Here is a 15,038-nt window from a genome sequence, read left to right as displayed (position 1 = left end):
GCTCGACGGTGGGGAGGCCCCCGTATGCGCACTCTCGTCGCCGCCGCCACCGGTCTCGCCGTCGCGTTCGCCGTGGTCCTGACGCTGACCGCCCTCGGCTCCCCCTCGGGCGGGACGTCCCCGAAGCCGCTGCTGACGACGGTGCCCGCACACCCCTGACCGCCCGCCCGGGACGGAGGCCCAGATGCGCCGCAAGGCCGCTCTGATCCTGCTCGCCCTCGCCGTGTTCTTCGCGGCACTGTCCCCGCTGCTGCGCTGGTACGCCTTCCCGCGCCTGGCCAAGGTCCCCGCGAACCAGTACCAGGAGATGGTCCTGGAGGCTCGCGACGCCACCCTCCTCGACTACGGCACCATGCGGGCCAAGAAGGTCCCCAAGGTCACCATCGTGCAGACCCTCAAGGGCAACGTGGAGGCCTCCGAGAGGATCGAGGAGTCGGCGGGCCGGGACGTCGTCGTCTGGGACGGCCTGTCCTACGTCGTGGGTCCCGACGGCGAGATGGTGTCCAAGATCCCCGAGCGCTACATCTTCGACGCCCACACCCAGGAGCCCGTCCACGCCACCGGCGAGTCCGTCGACGGCGACCCGGTGCGCCGCGAGGGCATCGAGTTCAAATGGCCGTTCCTCACGGAGAAACGGGCCTACCAGTACTTCGACGCCCAGGCCCGCGTCACCGCCCCCATCCACTACCAGGACACCCGGAACTTCCGCGGCCTGGAGGTCTACTACTTCGAGCAGACCATCCCCTGGACCAAGGTGAAGATCCCGAAGACGCTGCCCGTGAAGGGGCTCACCCCCGAATCGGTAGCCCAGACCGGCACGACCCGCTGGTACACCACGGTCCGCAAGTTCTGGGTCGAACCCCTCACCGGCGCCCCGGTCTACGGCGAGGAGATCCACAAGGAGGAGCTGCGCGGCGGCGCCCTCCTCGGCGACCGCGACAAGGTCACCGCGTTCGCCGGCCACGTGAAGATGCGCGAGGACTACATCACGCACACCGTCGACCTGGTGAAGTCCCAGCGCCTGCTCGTCCTGCTGATGACGTCCTACCTGCCGTGGGGCTCGCTCACCCTCGGCGTCCTCCTGCTGGCCCTCGCGCTGTACCTGGAGGCCCGCGGCCGCCGCCCCTCCGGCCCGGCCCCGGCAGCGGCGGAGGAGCCGTCACAGGTCAGCGCCTGAGCCGGGCGCTGGTGTACCGGGTCGGCTCGGCACCCGCCGGGTCCTCGGGCCACGGATGCTTCGGATACCGCCCGCGCAGCTCCGCCCGTACGCCCTTGTAGCCGTCCCGCCAGAACGAGGCGAGGTCGGCGGTGACGGCGGCCGGCCGCCCGGCCGGGGACAGCAGATGCACGAGCAGCGGCACCCCGGCGACCCGGGGCGACTCCTGCAGCCCGAACATCTCCTGCAACTTCACCGCGAGCACGGGCTGCTCGGGCCGGCTGTAGTCGATGCGGATCTTCGACCCGCTCGGCACGGCCATCCGCTCCGGGGCCAGCTCGTCGAGCCGCCCGGCCTCCCCGGAGGCCCAGGGCAGCAGCCGGGCGAGCGCCTGCCCGGCATCGATCCGCGCCAGATCGGCCCGCCGCCGCGCCCGGCTCAGCTCCGGCTCCAGCCACTCCGCCACGCGCGCGTGGAGAGCGTCGTCGGCGACATCGGGCCAGGGATCACCGAGGCGCAGCCGCAGAAAGGCGAGCCGCTGCCGCAGGACACCGGCATCCGCCGACCACCGCAGCAGCCCGAGCCCTTCCCGCCGCAGCCCGTCCAGCAGCGCACCGCGTACGAGCCCGGGATCGGCGTCCTTCAGCGACCGCACCGTCAGCTCCACGGCCCCCAGCCGCTCCACCCGCCGCGCCACGACGTCCCCGCCGTCCCAGCACACCTCGTCCCGCTCCTCCAGCAGCGCCCCCGCGGCGAGCCGGGCGATCCCCTCATCGGCCACGGCGCCCGACTGCACACGCGCGTGCCCCTTGCCGACGGGCCGGTCAGCCACGGCGACGGCGACCCACCCGGCCCCTCGCAGCCCGCTGCCCTCCCCGACCTCGGCCCGGGTCCCGGACACCATGAGACACGACCCACCGTCGACCCTGGCAACGCGCTCGGGATAGGCGAGAGCGGCAACGAGCCCGACCTGCCGGTCCTCAGAGACACCAGCCCAGGCCTCGGCCTCTGCACGGGTGGGTGGGTGGGAAACACCGGTGACGACGGCCCGCAGCCGCCGAACCTCGCGACGCCACCGCGTGGCATAGGCGTCACCCTCACGCCGGGCACGACGCAACGCACCCGCCAGATCATCGCCGTACTCCCGGGGCACCTCCTCACTCAGCAAGGCGACCACCTCCGAGGCCCGGTCGACCCCCACGAACGGCACGGAGTCGAGCAACGCCCGCCCCAGCCGCGGATGCAGCCCCAGCCGAGACAGGGCGACTCCCCGCTCAGTCGCCCGCCCGACGGAGTCGACGGCCCCGACAACGCCTAGCACCTCCCGCGCCGCCGCCATACCCCCGGAGGGCGGCGCATCGAGCAACGCCAGCCCCGAAGCGTCAGGATCCCCCCAGCACGCCACCTGAAGCGCGAACGCCGTCAGGTCGGCCACCTTGATCTCCGGAGACGGAAAACGCGGCAGCCGCGCGTCCTCGGCCTCCGCCCAGCAGCGGTACACCGCCCCCGGCGCCTCACGCCCGGCCCGCCCCGCCCGCTGCCGCCCGGCCGCCTGCGACGCCCGTACCGTCGTCAGCGCGCTCAACCCGCGCGCGTGGTCGACCCGCGGCTCACGCGCCAGCCCCGAGTCCACGACGACCCGCACACCCGGCACCGTCAACGACGACTCCGCCACGGACGTGGCCAGCACGACCCGCCGCCGTTCACCCGGCGCGAGCACCGCGTCCTGCACGGCGGCCGGGGCCCGCCCGTGCACCTGCAGCACATCGATGTCCCCAAGGCCCCCGAGCTGCCCGGCCACCCGGGCGATCTCGCCCACGCCCGGCAGAAAACACAGCACGTCCCCGTCCCGCTCGGCCAGGGCCCGCCGCACCACCGACGCCACATGCGTCAGCAGCGCCGGATCGACACGCATCCCGTGCGGCGGCCGTACAGGCCGCACCGGCGGCGTCCACACCACCTCCACCGGATGTGCCGCCCCCTGGGCCTCCACCACCGGCGCGTCGCCCAGCAGCGCGGCCCACCCCTGCGCGTCGGTCGTCGCCGAGGCGGCCACCAGCCGCAGCTCGGGCCGGAGCGTCTGCCGCACGTCCCACAGGAACGCAGCCGCCGTGTCGGCGTCCAGGTGCCGCTCGTGGCACTCGTCGAGCACCACCACGTCGACATCGCTCAGCTCCTGGTCCCGCTGCAATCGCTGGACCAGCACACCGGTCGTGACGACCTCCACGCGCGTGTGCCGCCCGACGACCCGCTCCCCGCGCACGGTGTAGCCGACGCTCCCGCCGGGCTTCTCGCCCAGCAGCCACGCCATCCGCCGCGCCGCAGCCCGGGCCGCGATCCGCCGCGGCTCTGCCACGACCACCCGCCGCTCAGGGCCCTGGCCGAGCAGCCCCGCCAGTGCCAGTGGCACCAAGGTCGTCTTGCCGGTGCCGGGCGGCGCCACGAGGACGGCGGTGCCGTGGTCCTCCAGGGCGTCGTTCAGGCCGGGCAGCGCACCACGTACCGGCAGGGCGTCCAGAGCGTCGTAACGGATCACGCACTCAGTCTCGTGCGCACACGAAGATCGCCGTCCCCGGGATCAGATTCCCGCGCAGCGGCGACCACCCGCCCCATTCGGACGTGTTCCAGGCCGGCCACTCCGGCTCCACCAGATCCACCAGGCGGAAGCCGGACGCCGCGACGTCCCGGACCCGGTCGCCGAGCGTCCGGTGGTGCTCGACGTAGACCGCGCGGCCCTCCTCGTCCTGCTCCACATAGGGCGTGCGGTCGAAATACGAACCTGACACCGAGAGCCCCTCCGGCCCCGGCTCGTCCGGGAAGGCCCAACGGATCGGATGCGTCACCGAGAAGACGAGACGGCCCCCGGGCCGCAGCACCCGGCGCACCTCCCGCAGGACCAGACGCGGGTCGGCGACGAAGGGCAGCGCCCCGTACGCCGAGCAGACCAGGTCGAACGAGCCGTCCGCGAAGGGCAGCGCACCGGCGTCGGCGCACACCAGGGGGAACGGTCCGCCGATGCGCAGCGCGTGCTGCAACTGCCGGTGCGAGATGTCCAGGGCGACCGGCCGGGCACCCTGGCCGGCCAGCCAGCGCGCGCACTGCGCCGCGCCCGCGCCGATCTCCAGGACGTCCTTGCCCTTCAGCTCCTCCGGCGGGCCGAGCAGCTCGGCCTCCACCTCGTCGAGGCCCTCGGGCCCCCACACGAACCTGTCGTCGCCGAGGAACGTGCCGTGCTCGACCTGGTACTCGTCCGCGTTACGGTCCCACCAGCCACGATTGGCGCGGGAGCTCTCCGTGACCCCGGCGGCACGCCGGGTCGCCTCGGGTTCGGACGCTTCGGGCTCTTGGATGATCGGCTCCCTCGTCGTACTCTTCCGTCCAGTCCGCTCCGGTGGCTTCACGAGAGGTCCCGTACGGCCCGCGTGGCCTCGGAAGACTGAACTTGTGCCGGTTATGCGGCGATCCGCCCCGGGTGGGCGGCTTCGCGCATTGACCCTGCCCGGCTGCCCCCGTATGCTACAAGTTGCGCTGCGGGCCTGCGCACCTCAGACGTAGCAGGCTGCGCTCGCATCTGTATGTATGTCCCCTCGGTTGTCGAGGCGCCACCGGTTGTTCGGTGTGGCGCTTCCTAGGCTGTCCGGCTTCTGCAGAGCGAAACGGGCTCCGGCGTAGCAGTACCTACGACTTCAATGTCCGTACCGGAGCCCTTTCCCACATGACGAGCAGCACCGAGACCACCGCAACGACCCCGCAGGTTGCGGTCAACGACATCGGTAACGAGGAAGCCTTCCTCGCCGCGATCGACGAGACGATCAAGTACTTCAACGACGGCGACATCGTCGACGGCGTCATCGTGAAGGTCGACCGGGACGAGGTCCTGCTCGACATCGGTTACAAGACCGAAGGCGTTATCCCGAGCCGCGAGCTCTCGATCAAGCACGACGTCGACCCGAACGAGGTCGTCGCCGTCGGTGACGAGATCGAAGCCCTTGTTCTCCAGAAGGAGGACAAGGAAGGCCGCCTGATCCTCTCGAAGAAGCGCGCCCAGTACGAGCGTGCCTGGGGCACCATCGAGAAGATCAAGGAAGAGGACGGGATCGTCACCGGTACCGTCATCGAGGTCGTCAAGGGTGGTCTCATCCTCGACATCGGCCTCCGTGGCTTCCTCCCGGCCTCCCTCGTCGAGATGCGCCGCGTCCGCGACCTCCAGCCCTACGTGGGCAAGGAGCTCGAGGCCAAGATCATCGAGCTGGACAAGAACCGCAACAACGTGGTCCTGTCCCGCCGTGCCTGGCTGGAGCAGACCCAGTCCGAGGTCCGCCAGACGTTCCTCACGACCCTCCAGAAGGGTCAGGTCCGTTCCGGCGTCGTCTCCTCGATCGTCAACTTCGGTGCCTTCGTGGACCTGGGTGGCGTCGACGGTCTGGTCCACGTCTCCGAGCTGTCCTGGAAGCACATCGACCACCCCTCCGAGGTTGTCGAGGTCGGCCAGGAGGTCACCGTCGAGGTTCTCGACGTCGACATGGACCGCGAGCGTGTCTCCCTGTCGCTGAAGGCGACCCAGGAAGACCCGTGGCAGCAGTTCGCCCGCACCCACCAGATCGGCCAGGTCGTGCCCGGCAAGGTCACGAAGCTGGTTCCGTTCGGTGCGTTCGTCCGCGTGGACGAGGGCATCGAGGGTCTGGTCCACATCTCCGAGCTGGCCGAGCGCCACGTGGAGATCCCGGAGCAGGTCGTCCAGGTCAACGACGAGATCTTCGTCAAGGTCATCGACATCGACCTCGAGCGTCGCCGCATCAGCCTCTCGCTGAAGCAGGCCAACGAGGCCTTCGGTGCCGACCCGGCCACGGTCGAGTTCGACCCGACCCTGTACGGCATGGCCGCGTCCTACGACGACCAGGGCAACTACATCTACCCCGAGGGCTTCGACCCCGAGACCAACGACTGGCTCGAGGGCTACGAGACCCAGCGCGAGGCGTGGGAGGGCCAGTACGCCGAGGCGCAGCAGCGCTTCGAGCAGCACCAGGCCCAGGTCATCAAGTCCCGCGAGGCCGACGCCGCTGCCGCGGCCGAGGGCGGCGACACCGCGGGTGCGGCTCCGGCCGCGAGCGGTGGCGGTTCGTACTCCTCCGAGGGCCCGGACAACTCCGGTGCGCTGGCTTCGGACGAGGCGCTTGCCGCGCTGCGCGAGAAGCTGGCCGGTGGGCAGAGCTGAACGCCCACTGAGCTGTAGCTCCTGACTGAGGGCCCGCACCTTTCGAGGTGCGGGCCCTCGGTGCGTCGGGGCCGTCGTTCGGCTGCCGGCCGGTGGGGGCTTGTCGCGCAGTTCCCCGTGCCCCTTCAGGGCTTGTCCCGTCTGACAAGATCAAAAGTCCCCTCCTCGGGAATGCCCGCCCCTGTAAGGGCGTTGTGGAGTATGAACACGAGGAGGAGCGGTCACTGTGCTTGATCCGCAGGGTTTGTACGCATGGGAGCCGAAGGGGCTGGCCGTCGTCGACATGGCGCTCGCCCAGGAGTCGGCCGGTCTTGTCATGCTCTACCACTTCGACGGATACATCGACGCGGGGGAGGCGGGCGACCAGATCGTCGACCGGCTGCTCGACTCACTGCCCCACCAGGTCGTCGCCCGCTTCGACCACGACCGGCTCGTGGACTACCGGGCCCGCCGCCCGCTGCTGACGTTCAAGCGCGACCGCTGGAGCGACTACGAGGACCCCGCCATCGAGGTGCGGCTCGTTCAGGACGCCACCGGGGCGCCGTTCCTGCTGCTGTCCGGCCCGGAGCCGGACGTGGAGTGGGAGCGGTTCGCCGCGGCCGTGAAGCAGATCGTGGAGCGGCTCGGCGTCCGCCTGTCCGTGAACTTCCACGGCATCCCCATGGGCGTCCCGCACACCCGGCCCGTCGGTCTCACCCCGCACGGCAACCGCACCGACCTGGTTCCGGGCCACCGCAGCCCGTTCGAGGAGGCGCAGGTGCCCGGCAGTGCCGAGTCCCTCATCGAATACCGCCTGCTCCAGGCCGGGCACGACGTCCTCGGCGTCGCCGCCCATGTCCCGCACTACATCGCCCGCTCCCCGTACCCGGACGCGGCCCTGACGGTCCTGGAGGCCATCACGGCGGCGACCGGACTGGTGCTGCCCGGTATCGCCCACGCCCTGCGCTCCGACGCCCACCGCACCCAGACGGAGATCGACCGGCAGATCCGCGAAGGCGACGACGACCTCACCGCCCTCATCGAGGGCCTCGAGCACCAGTACGACGCCGTCGCGGGCGCCGAGACCCGCGGCAACATGCTCGCCGAGCCGGTGGACATCCCGTCGGCCGACGAGATCGGCAAGGAATTCGAACGCTTCCTGGCGGAGCGAGAGGGCGACACCTGACCGGACGGCCGGCGGCGTGAGCCGGTCCTGCCCGATGTGCTGTCAGTGGCAGGACCTAAGCTGTGGGTCATGCTGAAGGTGGGCCTGACCGGCGGCATCGGTGCCGGCAAGAGTGAGGTGTCACGGCTGCTCGTCGCATGCGGGGCCGTGCTGATCGACGCGGACCGCATCGCGCGGGAGGTCGTCGCGCCGGGGACGCCGGGTCTCGCCGCAGTCGTGGAGGCCTTCGGCGAGCAGGTGCTCGCCCCCGACGGCAGCCTGGACCGCCCCAAGCTGGGCTCCATCGTCTTCGCCGACCCGGCGAAGCTCGCCACCCTCAACTCGATCGTGCACCCACTGGTCGGCGCCCGCTCCCGCGAGCTGGAGGACGCCGCCGCCGAGGACGCGGTCGTCGTCCACGACGTCCCGCTCCTCACCGAGAACGGCCTCGCACCGCTGTACGACCTCGTCATCGTCGTCGACGCGGCCCCCGAGACCCAACTCGACCGGCTCGTACGGCTGCGCGGCATGACCGAGGAAGACGCACGCGCGCGGATGGCCGCCCAGGCGACGCGCGAGCAGCGCCGGGAGATCGCGGACGTCGTCGTCGACAACGACGTCCCGCTGGAGGAGCTGGAGCGTCGCGTGAAGGACGTGTGGGCCGAGCTGGCGCGCAGGTCCCACGCGTCCCGGCCGGACCCTCAGGGCCGGCCCGCCCCTCAGGAATAGGGTCACCCCGAAGGGGCGTTGAACCTTTCCAGTGAGGGAAGGACTCTGCCGTGCCCGAGACCAGCGGTTCCACCGGACGTACCCCGGAGACGCACGTCATCGACTTCCGCGCCGCCGAGCAACTGCTCGCCGCGCGGGATCCGCGGGGCGCGGTGAAGCTGCTCGACGGAGTCATCGCAGCGCACCCGGAGAACACCGCCGCGCGGCTGCTGCGCGCCCGTGCCTTCTTCGCGGCGGCGCAGTTGCGGCCGGCCGAGCTCGAGTTCTCGATCGTCCTGGAGCGCGAGCCGGACAACGCGTTCGCGCACTTCGCGCTCGCCCGCACGTATGAGCGGCAGAACCGCCCCGAGCAGGCGAAACGCCATTTCCGTCTGGCGGCCGCGCTGGACCCGAACCCGCAGTTCCAGAAGGCCGCGCGCTTCGACTCGTGAGCGGCCGTTCCGGTCTGTCTCGTCTCGTCTGTCGCGTCTGCCTCGTCTGCCTCAGGGGTGGTCCTCGGGCGGCCGGTAGGGCGGGATGTCGGGGCCCGGCTGCCAGTGCGGGCCCTGGCGGATGCGCCTGAGGACGACGGCCAGGTCGATCGTGACGACCAGCAGCAGCACACCGCAGGCGATGGCCCAGCCGGGCCGCCCGGCGAGCGTGAAGGCGACCGTCCCGAAGAGCGCCCAGACCAGCCCCCACACACTCAGCCAGAAGCGCGCCCGCAGGGCACTGCGCGCGGTCGCCGGTTCACTGCCTGTACGCATCGCGATCTCCACTCCTGCTTGCAACGTACTCTCCGCCGCGGATGCGGACCACCAGGAAAGCCGCTGCCCGCGCGAGCCGGGGCCGGGCCCCGTGCGGGACAGCGTTCACTCGGTCGGGTGAAGGCGGCCGGGAGAGGAACTGGCGTGCGGGTTGGGCCCGTTGGACCGGCATGGAGATGAAAATGCGTGAGGGGTACGAGGGGACGGGACCCGGGGCCATCACCCCGGACGGCTGCGCGGTGGAGCTCTACTCGCGACTGCCCGTGGGGGACGAGCCGGACATCATCGCCGCGGCGGTGCCCAAGGAGGCGCGCGTCCTGGAGCTGGGCAGCGGGGTCGGGCGCATGACCCATGGACTGCTGGAGCGCGGGTTCACGGTGACGGCGGTCGACGAGTCCGCCGAGATGCTGGAGCGCGTGCGCGGGGCGCGGACGATATGCAGCCCCATCGAGGACCTGGATCTGGGCGAGACCTTCGATGTGGTGCTGCTCGCGTCGTTCCTCGTGCACGCGGGGGACGTGGAGGTGCGGCGGGGCATACTGCGCACCTGTGTGCGCCATGTCGCGGAGGGCGGCTGCGTGCTGATCCAGCGGGAGGGCGCGGACTACCACACGAATCTGCCGCGCGAGCGCGTGGACCCCAGCGGCTTCACCGTGCGGATCGTGTCGGCCAAGCCGGTCGGCGACGGGGTCAACTCGGTGCGCGCGGAGTACGAGTTCCCGGACGCGGTCTGGACACAGACGTTCCGCGCACGACCGCTGACCAGGGAGCAGTTCGAGGAGGCGCTGGAGGAGATGGGCCTGAAGGCGGACCGGTATCTGACGGACGATGGGACATGGGTGAGGGCGGTGCGGGCGGCTTAGGGGCCGGGGGTGCGTGAGAGGGCGACCGGGGCGGAGGCGGCCGGACGTCTGATCGGCTACGACACCATCGCGACGTCCCTGGCACTGCGCGGGGACGCCGAACTGCGCGAGCTGGTGGACGCGGCCGTGCCGCTGGGCACCGGCATCGGAGGGAAGTCGGCCCGGCTGGAGGTGTCCGGCACGCCGGTCTTCGTGAAGCGGGTGCCCCTGACGGACCTGGAGCGGCGGCCGGAGCGTGTCCGGTCCACGGCCAATGTGTTCGGGCTGCCGATGGTCTGCCAGTACGGCGTCGGCGGGCCCGGGTTCGGGGCGTGGCGGGAGGTCGCCGTCCACACCATGACCACGAACTGGGTGCTCTCCGGGCAGTTCCAGGGCTTTCCCCTGATGTACCACTGGCGCGTCCTGCCGGACGAGGCGCCCGGCCTGCCGGAGGAACTCGCCGATGTGGACAAGGCCGTGGACTACTGGGGAGGCAGCGCTGAAGTACGGCGGCGTATCGAGGCCCTGCGAGACTCCTCGGCGAGTGTCGCACTGTTCCTCGAATACGTCCCCCAGACGCTCCACGCATGGCTGACGACTCAGGTGCGAGCCGGCGGCGAGGTGCTCGACCGGGCGTGTTCCCTGGTGGAGAAGGAGCTGCGGGCCGGCACGGCCTTCATGAACAGCCGCGGGCTGCTCCACTTCGACGCCCACTTCGAGAACATCCTGACCGACGGCCGGCGTCTGTACTTCGCCGACTACGGCCTCGCCCTGTCCACCCGCTTCGACCTCTCGCCCGCCGAGGCCGGCTTCTACGACCGGCACAGCACCTACGACCGCTGCTACACCGCCAGTTTCCTGGTGAACTGGCTGATCACCGCCCTGTACGGGGGCGACTGGGAGGAACGTGGGGCACTGATGCAGGCATGGGCCGAAGGACGACAGCCCACCGGCGCGCCACCAGGGACGGCGGCGATCCTCAGCCGCAACGCCCCGGTCGCCGCGGTAATGACGGACTTCTACCGTCGAGTCCAGGGGGTGAGCAGGACGACGCCCTACCCGGGGGAGAGACTCCGGCGGCTCTGCGGAAATTCCGCTGGGCGGCGATGAGTTCGAGGACGAGCGGCGGTCTACCTCTTCGACACCACCACGGACCGCTTCCACAGGAGACCTTCATGTCCGAGACCACCGCTCCCGTCACCACCGCTCCCGCCTCCGCCCCCGCCGGCGTCGTCGTCGCCGAGTCCCCGACCGCTCGCGGGCGGCGTGCCCGGATCGCCCTGCGCGGACTTCAGGTGCTGCTCGCCCTCTTCTACGCGATCCCGAGCGCCCTGCCCAAGCTGATCGCGCACCCGTCTGCCGCCGAGTCCTTCGAGAAGCTCGGCTGGGGCAGCGCGGGGATGTACACCATCGGGGTGCTCGAACTGGCCGGAGCGGTCGCCCTGTTGATCCCCGTGCTCCAGTCGGTGGCGGCGGTGGCGCTGAGCGCGTTGATGGTGGGCGCGTTCGTCGTGCAGATGGCCGTGTTCGACGGGCAGTACGCGGCGACGCCGCTCATCCTGATCGTGCCGCTCGCCCTCATCGCCTGGGCGCGGCGGGGGCACAACGCGGATCTGATGCGACTGCTGCGGCGACGGGCGTGACCGGGTGACACCGGGTCGAGTGCGACGTCGGCGGCGTCCGGGAGGGCCGAGGGGACCGTCCCGGGCGTCGCTGTCGTGCGCCCTGGCTTGTCGTGTCCGGCGGGAGCGGACCTTCGGGGCTTGGTTCAGGGGGAGTCGGGTTGTCGGAGCCGGGTCGACTGGGGCCGTGTTCCTCGAGTCCTGTCCGTCGTGACGGTCCGTCGTGACGGTCTGCTCACGGCGTCGGTTTACCGAGGTCCTTGCCGGTGTCGCTGCCAGGACCGTCGCCGGGGCCCGGCAGTCCGCGCAGGCGTTCCATTTCGCGGCGGTCCCGCTTCGTCGGGCGGCCCGCGCCGCGGTCGCGGATGCCGGCCGGGGCGACGGCCTCGCGGGGCGGGGGCGGCGGGGAGTTGTCGATGAAGCACTGGGCGGCCACGGGGGCGCCGACCCGCTTGCGGATCAGCCGCGTGACGACGACCACTCGCTCCCGGCCCTCGTGCCGCAGGCGTACCTCGTCGCCGACGCGCACGGCGTGTGCGGGTTTCACGCGGTCACCGTTGACGCGGACGTGCCCGCCGCGGCAGGCAGTGGCTCCCATGGAACGGGTCTTGACGAGACGTACGGACCAGATCCAGCTGTCGACGCGGACGGTCTCGCCGCTCTGCGGCCCGGCCGCGTCGGCGGCGGCGATCGCCTCGGCGACCTTGGGGTCGAGGGCCTTCGCCTCTCCGTCGCCGGAGCCGTTCGCCGCACCTTGTGAAGCCATGTCCCCGACCTTAGCCCTCCGTGTGGTCCGATCGAGCGAGGAATCGGCCTCCGACCGCATCTACAAAACAAGTTTTGCAAAATGTCTTTTGCTGAATGTCCGCAGCGGCCTACCCTCCCCGGCATGGACAGCGACGAGCACAAACGCGTACTCGACCCCGAGCACGACACCGCCGCCCTGAAAGCCCTCACCCACCCCCTGCGCATTCGCCTGCTGGGGCTGCTGCGGCAGGACGGGCCCGCCACGGCCAGTGAGCTCGCCGCGCGGACGGGGGAGTCATCGGCGTCGGCCAGCTATCACCTGCGGGTGCTGGCGAAGTACGCCTTCATCGCCGAGGCCGAGCATCGTGACGGACGGGAGCGGCGCTGGCGGGCGCTGCACACGGTCACGTCCTGGAGCAACGAGGCGATGGAGTCCTCCGAGGAGGGCCGGGCGTTCGTCAGCCTGGCGCGGCGACGGCAGCTGGAGCACCTGGAGTCGTCCCTCGCCCGGCATGACGCGGACATGGCCGCCGGGCGGCTCGACCAGGAGTGGGTGGAGCCGTCCGGGATCAGCGACCTCATGCTCCGGCTGACGGCCGGGTCGCTCACCGAGCTCTGGGACACGATCGCCGGGAAGCTGGAGGAGCTGATGGCCCGGGACGCGGACGACCCGCGCGCCGAACGAGTGGTGCTCCTCACCGCAGGCCTGCCGCTCGCCCCGCGCGACCGCGAGGACGGCGACCAGGACGGCGACCACGACGGCACCGGCCACCAGGGCATCTCATGACGTACCGCACGGACGTGAGGCACCGTGCGGACGAGGCGCCCGGTATACGGGCCGTTCGCCGCCGATACGTCACCGTCTGCGTCCTCTTATGGCTGCCACCGGGCCTCGCCCTCGCCTCGATGGTCCTGCTGCTCGGCGAGCGCGGTATGTCCCTGGCCACCATCGCGGGGCTCTTCGCCGCCCACTCACTGACCGTGGCCGCGCTGGAGCTGCCCACGGGCGGTCTCTCCGACGTCCTCGGGCGGCGGCCGGTCCTGGTCACGGCCGGTGCGCTCAACATGATCGCCTGCGGTCTGGTCGGCCTCGGCACCACCGTCTGGGTGCTCGCCGCCGGCATGGTCCTCATGGGGGTGTCCCGCGCGCTGTCCAGCGGTACCGCCGAGGCCTGGTACGTCGACACCGTCCAGGCGAGTGCGGGACCCGACGCCGAGCTGCGGACGGGACTGGCCCGGGGCGGCACCGCGACCTCCGCCGCGCTCGCCGTCGGCCTGCTGCTCGGCGGGGCCCTGCCTTGGCTGCTCGGCACGGGCACCGGCCTCGGTGCCGGGCTGAGCGAAGCGACGTCCGGGGTGGTGCTGCCCCTGTCCGTTCCCCTGCTGCTGGGAGCCGCCCTCAGGGTCGTGCTCGTCTGCTACGTGCTGGCCGTCCTGAGGGAGCCGCCGCGACCCCGGGCCACCCTGGGCTCCGTGCTGCGCGGCGTCCCGGTCACCGTCCTGGACGGGCTGCGGCTGGGCGGACGGGACGCGCTGGTCGGCCGGGTCGTGCTCAGCGCGGCCGCCGCCGGAGGCGCTCTGGGCGTCGTCGAGTTGCTGGTACCCGGCCGTACCGTCGAGCTGACCGGGGCGAGCGGCTCCGGGGCACTGGCCTATGCGGCCCTCGCCTGCGCGGGATTCGTCTGCTGCGGTGTCGGCAGCCACCTCGCCCCGTTCGCCGCCCGGGTCGCGGGCGGCGGGGAGCGGGCCGTGCTGATCTGTCTCGGCACAGGGGCGATCGGCGTGCTGCTGCTCGCGGTCACCGCGTCCTCCACCCACCTGCTCGCCACAACCGTCGCTGTCACAGGCTTCTGCGTCTTCTATGTCGGCATCGGCGCCGTGACCCCGAACGAGAACGACCTGCTGCACCGACGCGTCCCCAGCGAGGGCCGCGCCACCGCGCTGTCCGTCCAGTCCCTTGCCCAGCAACTGGTCGGCGCGCTCAGCGGCCTGGTCGTCGGGGTGATGCGGCCGGGCCCGCTGCCCTGGCTGCTGACGAGTGCCTTGCTGCTGTCCGGGGCGCTGCTGTGGCTCCGCCGCGGGGAGGTGCGGGCCGCGCAGGTCACCACTCCCCGACCCGCCCCTACCGTGGAGTGATGGACACCAGCGGTCTTCCTCTCCTCGACCGGCGCATCGCGGACTGCCGGGCCTGCCCGCGGCTGGTCTCCTGGCGTGAGGAGGTGGCCCGTGCCAAGCGGGCCGCCTACGCGGACTGGACGTACTGGGGCCGGCCGGTGCCCGGGTTCGGGCCTGCGGACGCCCGGCTGCTGATCGTCGGGCTCGCCCCCGCCGCCCACGGCGGCAATCGCACCGGGCGGATGTTCACCGGCGACCGCTCGGGGGACGTCCTGTACGAGGCGCTGTACGACGTCGGCCTCGCCTCCCAGCCCACCGCCGAGCACGCCCACGACGGTCTGGAGCTGTACGGCGTACGCGTCACCTCACCCGTGCACTGCGCCCCGCCCGCCAACAAGCCCACCCCCGAGGAGCGGGACACCTGCCGTCCCTGGCTCGTGCGGGAACTGGGGCTGCTGCGTCCGACGCTGCGGGCCGTCGTCGTGCTCGGCGCCTTCGGCTGGCAGGCCGCGCTGCCGGCGTTCGCCGAGGCGGGCTGGTCAGTGCCCCGGCCCCGCCCCGCATTCGGCCACGGGGCCCGTTACGTCCTCGACGGCCTGGAGCTCTTCGGCTGCTTCCACGTCAGCCAGCGCAACACCTTCACCGGTCGCCTCACCCCCGGGATGCTGCGCGACGTACTGCGCAACGCCGCGCGGGCGGCGGAGCTGCCGACGGCCGACTAG

General features: G+C 71.8%; 16 protein-coding genes. 12 read left to right on the top strand and 4 right to left on the bottom strand.

The genetic code is table 11. The features are described 5' to 3' along the window. The first annotated feature begins 24 nt into the window (after positions 1-24). Both ACWIF2_RS08055 and ACWIF2_RS08050 read left to right on the top strand, forming a co-directional pair. A complete protein-coding gene (locus ACWIF2_RS08055) occupies positions 25-159 on the top strand; it encodes an SPW_0924 family protein (protein ID WP_184596728.1) in 135 nt (44 codons plus the stop codon). Positions 160-184: 25 nt separating this feature from the next. Continuing rightward, a complete protein-coding gene (locus ACWIF2_RS08050; RefSeq protein ID WP_454359272.1) occupies positions 185-1,177 on the top strand; it encodes a DUF3068 domain-containing protein in 993 nt (330 codons plus the stop codon). On the opposite strand, the gene hrpB is transcribed toward ACWIF2_RS08050, so the two are convergent. Both hrpB and ACWIF2_RS08040 read right to left on the bottom strand, forming a co-directional pair. Next, complete coding sequence (gene hrpB, locus ACWIF2_RS08045) at positions 1,167-3,692, bottom strand: ATP-dependent helicase HrpB (protein ID WP_454359270.1); 2,526 nt, start codon at positions 3,690-3,692, stop codon at positions 1,167-1,169. The genes ACWIF2_RS08050 and hrpB overlap by 11 nt on opposite strands. A gap of 4 nt (positions 3,693-3,696) precedes the next feature. Continuing rightward, complete coding sequence (locus tag ACWIF2_RS08040) at positions 3,697-4,557, bottom strand: class I SAM-dependent methyltransferase (protein WP_454359269.1); 861 nt, start codon at positions 4,555-4,557, stop codon at positions 3,697-3,699. Between the two features lie 314 nt (positions 4,558-4,871). Between ACWIF2_RS08040 and rpsA the strand changes: the two genes are divergently transcribed. The 4 genes from rpsA to ACWIF2_RS08020 all read left to right on the top strand — a co-directional run bounded on the left by rpsA (position 4,872) and on the right by ACWIF2_RS08020 (position 8,675). After that, on the top strand, positions 4,872-6,371 hold the full coding sequence (rpsA, locus tag ACWIF2_RS08035; protein WP_454359268.1) for a 30S ribosomal protein S1: 1,500 nt from the start codon (positions 4,872-4,874) through the stop codon (positions 6,369-6,371). 226 nt (positions 6,372-6,597) lie between these two features. After that, a complete protein-coding gene (locus ACWIF2_RS08030; RefSeq protein WP_454359267.1) occupies positions 6,598-7,536 on the top strand; it encodes a PAC2 family protein in 939 nt (312 codons plus the stop codon). 69 nt (positions 7,537-7,605) lie between these two features. Further along, positions 7,606-8,244, top strand: coding sequence for a dephospho-CoA kinase (gene coaE, locus ACWIF2_RS08025; protein WP_454359265.1), 639 nt, complete (start codon positions 7,606-7,608; stop codon positions 8,242-8,244). Positions 8,245-8,294: 50 nt separating this feature from the next. Further along, positions 8,295-8,675, top strand: a complete 381-nt coding sequence (locus ACWIF2_RS08020) for a tetratricopeptide repeat protein (RefSeq protein WP_391105227.1) — start codon at positions 8,295-8,297, stop codon at positions 8,673-8,675. A 51-nt stretch (positions 8,676-8,726) separates the two neighbouring features. Here ACWIF2_RS08020 and ACWIF2_RS08015 read toward each other — a convergent pair whose 3' ends face one another. Continuing rightward, a complete protein-coding gene (locus ACWIF2_RS08015) occupies positions 8,727-8,990 on the bottom strand; it encodes a DUF6343 family protein (protein ID WP_454359263.1) in 264 nt (87 codons plus the stop codon). Between the two features lie 182 nt (positions 8,991-9,172). On the opposite strand from ACWIF2_RS08015, the gene ACWIF2_RS08010 reads away from it, so the two are divergent. From ACWIF2_RS08010 to ACWIF2_RS08000, 3 genes are all read left to right on the top strand, one after another. Beyond that, positions 9,173-9,853, top strand: a complete 681-nt coding sequence (locus ACWIF2_RS08010; RefSeq protein ID WP_454359261.1) for a class I SAM-dependent methyltransferase — start codon at positions 9,173-9,175, stop codon at positions 9,851-9,853. Positions 9,854-9,862: 9 nt separating this feature from the next. Then, positions 9,863-10,942 carry a protein kinase family protein gene (locus ACWIF2_RS08005; RefSeq protein WP_454359259.1) on the top strand — a complete coding sequence of 360 codons (1,080 nt, stop codon included), beginning with the start codon at positions 9,863-9,865 and terminating at the stop codon, positions 10,940-10,942. A 65-nt stretch (positions 10,943-11,007) separates the two neighbouring features. Then, positions 11,008-11,475, top strand: a complete 468-nt coding sequence (locus tag ACWIF2_RS08000) for a DoxX family protein (protein ID WP_454359258.1) — start codon at positions 11,008-11,010, stop codon at positions 11,473-11,475. Positions 11,476-11,689: 214 nt separating this feature from the next. Here the strand turns inward: ACWIF2_RS08000 and ACWIF2_RS07995 are convergent, their stop codons facing one another. Continuing rightward, the gene (locus tag ACWIF2_RS07995; protein WP_454359256.1) at positions 11,690-12,220 is read right to left on the bottom strand and encodes an RNA-binding S4 domain-containing protein; all 531 of its coding nucleotides are present in this window, start codon (positions 12,218-12,220) and stop codon (positions 11,690-11,692) included. Between the two features lie 123 nt (positions 12,221-12,343). Here ACWIF2_RS07995 and ACWIF2_RS07990 point away from each other — a divergent pair, with 123 nt between their 5' ends. Genes ACWIF2_RS07990 through ACWIF2_RS07980 form a run of 3 tightly spaced genes read left to right on the top strand, consistent with a single transcriptional unit; the run spans position 12,344 to position 15,038 of the window. Next, positions 12,344-12,988 (top strand): helix-turn-helix domain-containing protein, encoded by a 645-nt coding sequence (locus ACWIF2_RS07990; protein WP_454359254.1) that lies wholly within the window; start codon positions 12,344-12,346, stop codon positions 12,986-12,988. Positions 12,989-13,002: 14 nt separating this feature from the next. Then, positions 13,003-14,337: an MFS transporter gene (locus tag ACWIF2_RS07985; RefSeq protein ID WP_454359252.1), complete on the top strand. Its 1,335-nt coding sequence runs from the start codon at positions 13,003-13,005 to the stop codon at positions 14,335-14,337. Then, a complete protein-coding gene (locus ACWIF2_RS07980; protein WP_454359250.1) occupies positions 14,337-15,038 on the top strand; it encodes a uracil-DNA glycosylase in 702 nt (233 codons plus the stop codon). The genes ACWIF2_RS07985 and ACWIF2_RS07980 overlap by 1 nt, the downstream gene beginning before the upstream one ends.

This window comes from Streptomyces sp. NPDC055506, from assembly GCF_053643595.1.
Note: the sequence above shows the minus strand (reverse complement) of the source record. Positions and strands in the feature narration are given on the sequence as shown.

Bases quoted from the DNA above. Each gene is read 5' to 3' on its own strand.
- ACWIF2_RS07980 (WP_454359250.1), top strand. From the start codon at position 14,337: ATGGACACCAGCGGTCTTCCTCTCCTCGACCGGCGCATCGCGGACTGC.
- ACWIF2_RS08055 (WP_184596728.1), top strand. From the start codon at position 25: ATGCGCACTCTCGTCGCCGCCGCCACCGGTCTCGCCGTCGCGTTCGCC.
- rpsA (WP_454359268.1), top strand. From the start codon at position 4,872: ATGACGAGCAGCACCGAGACCACCGCAACGACCCCGCAGGTTGCGGTC.
- ACWIF2_RS08015 (WP_454359263.1), bottom strand. From the start codon at position 8,990: ATGCGTACAGGCAGTGAACCGGCGACCGCGCGCAGTGCCCTGCGGGCG.
- ACWIF2_RS07995 (WP_454359256.1), bottom strand. From the start codon at position 12,220: ATGGCTTCACAAGGTGCGGCGAACGGCTCCGGCGACGGAGAGGCGAAG.
- ACWIF2_RS08000 (WP_454359258.1), top strand. From the start codon at position 11,008: ATGTCCGAGACCACCGCTCCCGTCACCACCGCTCCCGCCTCCGCCCCC.
- coaE (WP_454359265.1), top strand. From the start codon at position 7,606: ATGCTGAAGGTGGGCCTGACCGGCGGCATCGGTGCCGGCAAGAGTGAG.
- ACWIF2_RS07990 (WP_454359254.1), top strand. From the start codon at position 12,344: ATGGACAGCGACGAGCACAAACGCGTACTCGACCCCGAGCACGACACC.
- ACWIF2_RS08010 (WP_454359261.1), top strand. From the start codon at position 9,173: ATGCGTGAGGGGTACGAGGGGACGGGACCCGGGGCCATCACCCCGGAC.
- ACWIF2_RS08050 (WP_454359272.1), top strand. From the start codon at position 185: ATGCGCCGCAAGGCCGCTCTGATCCTGCTCGCCCTCGCCGTGTTCTTC.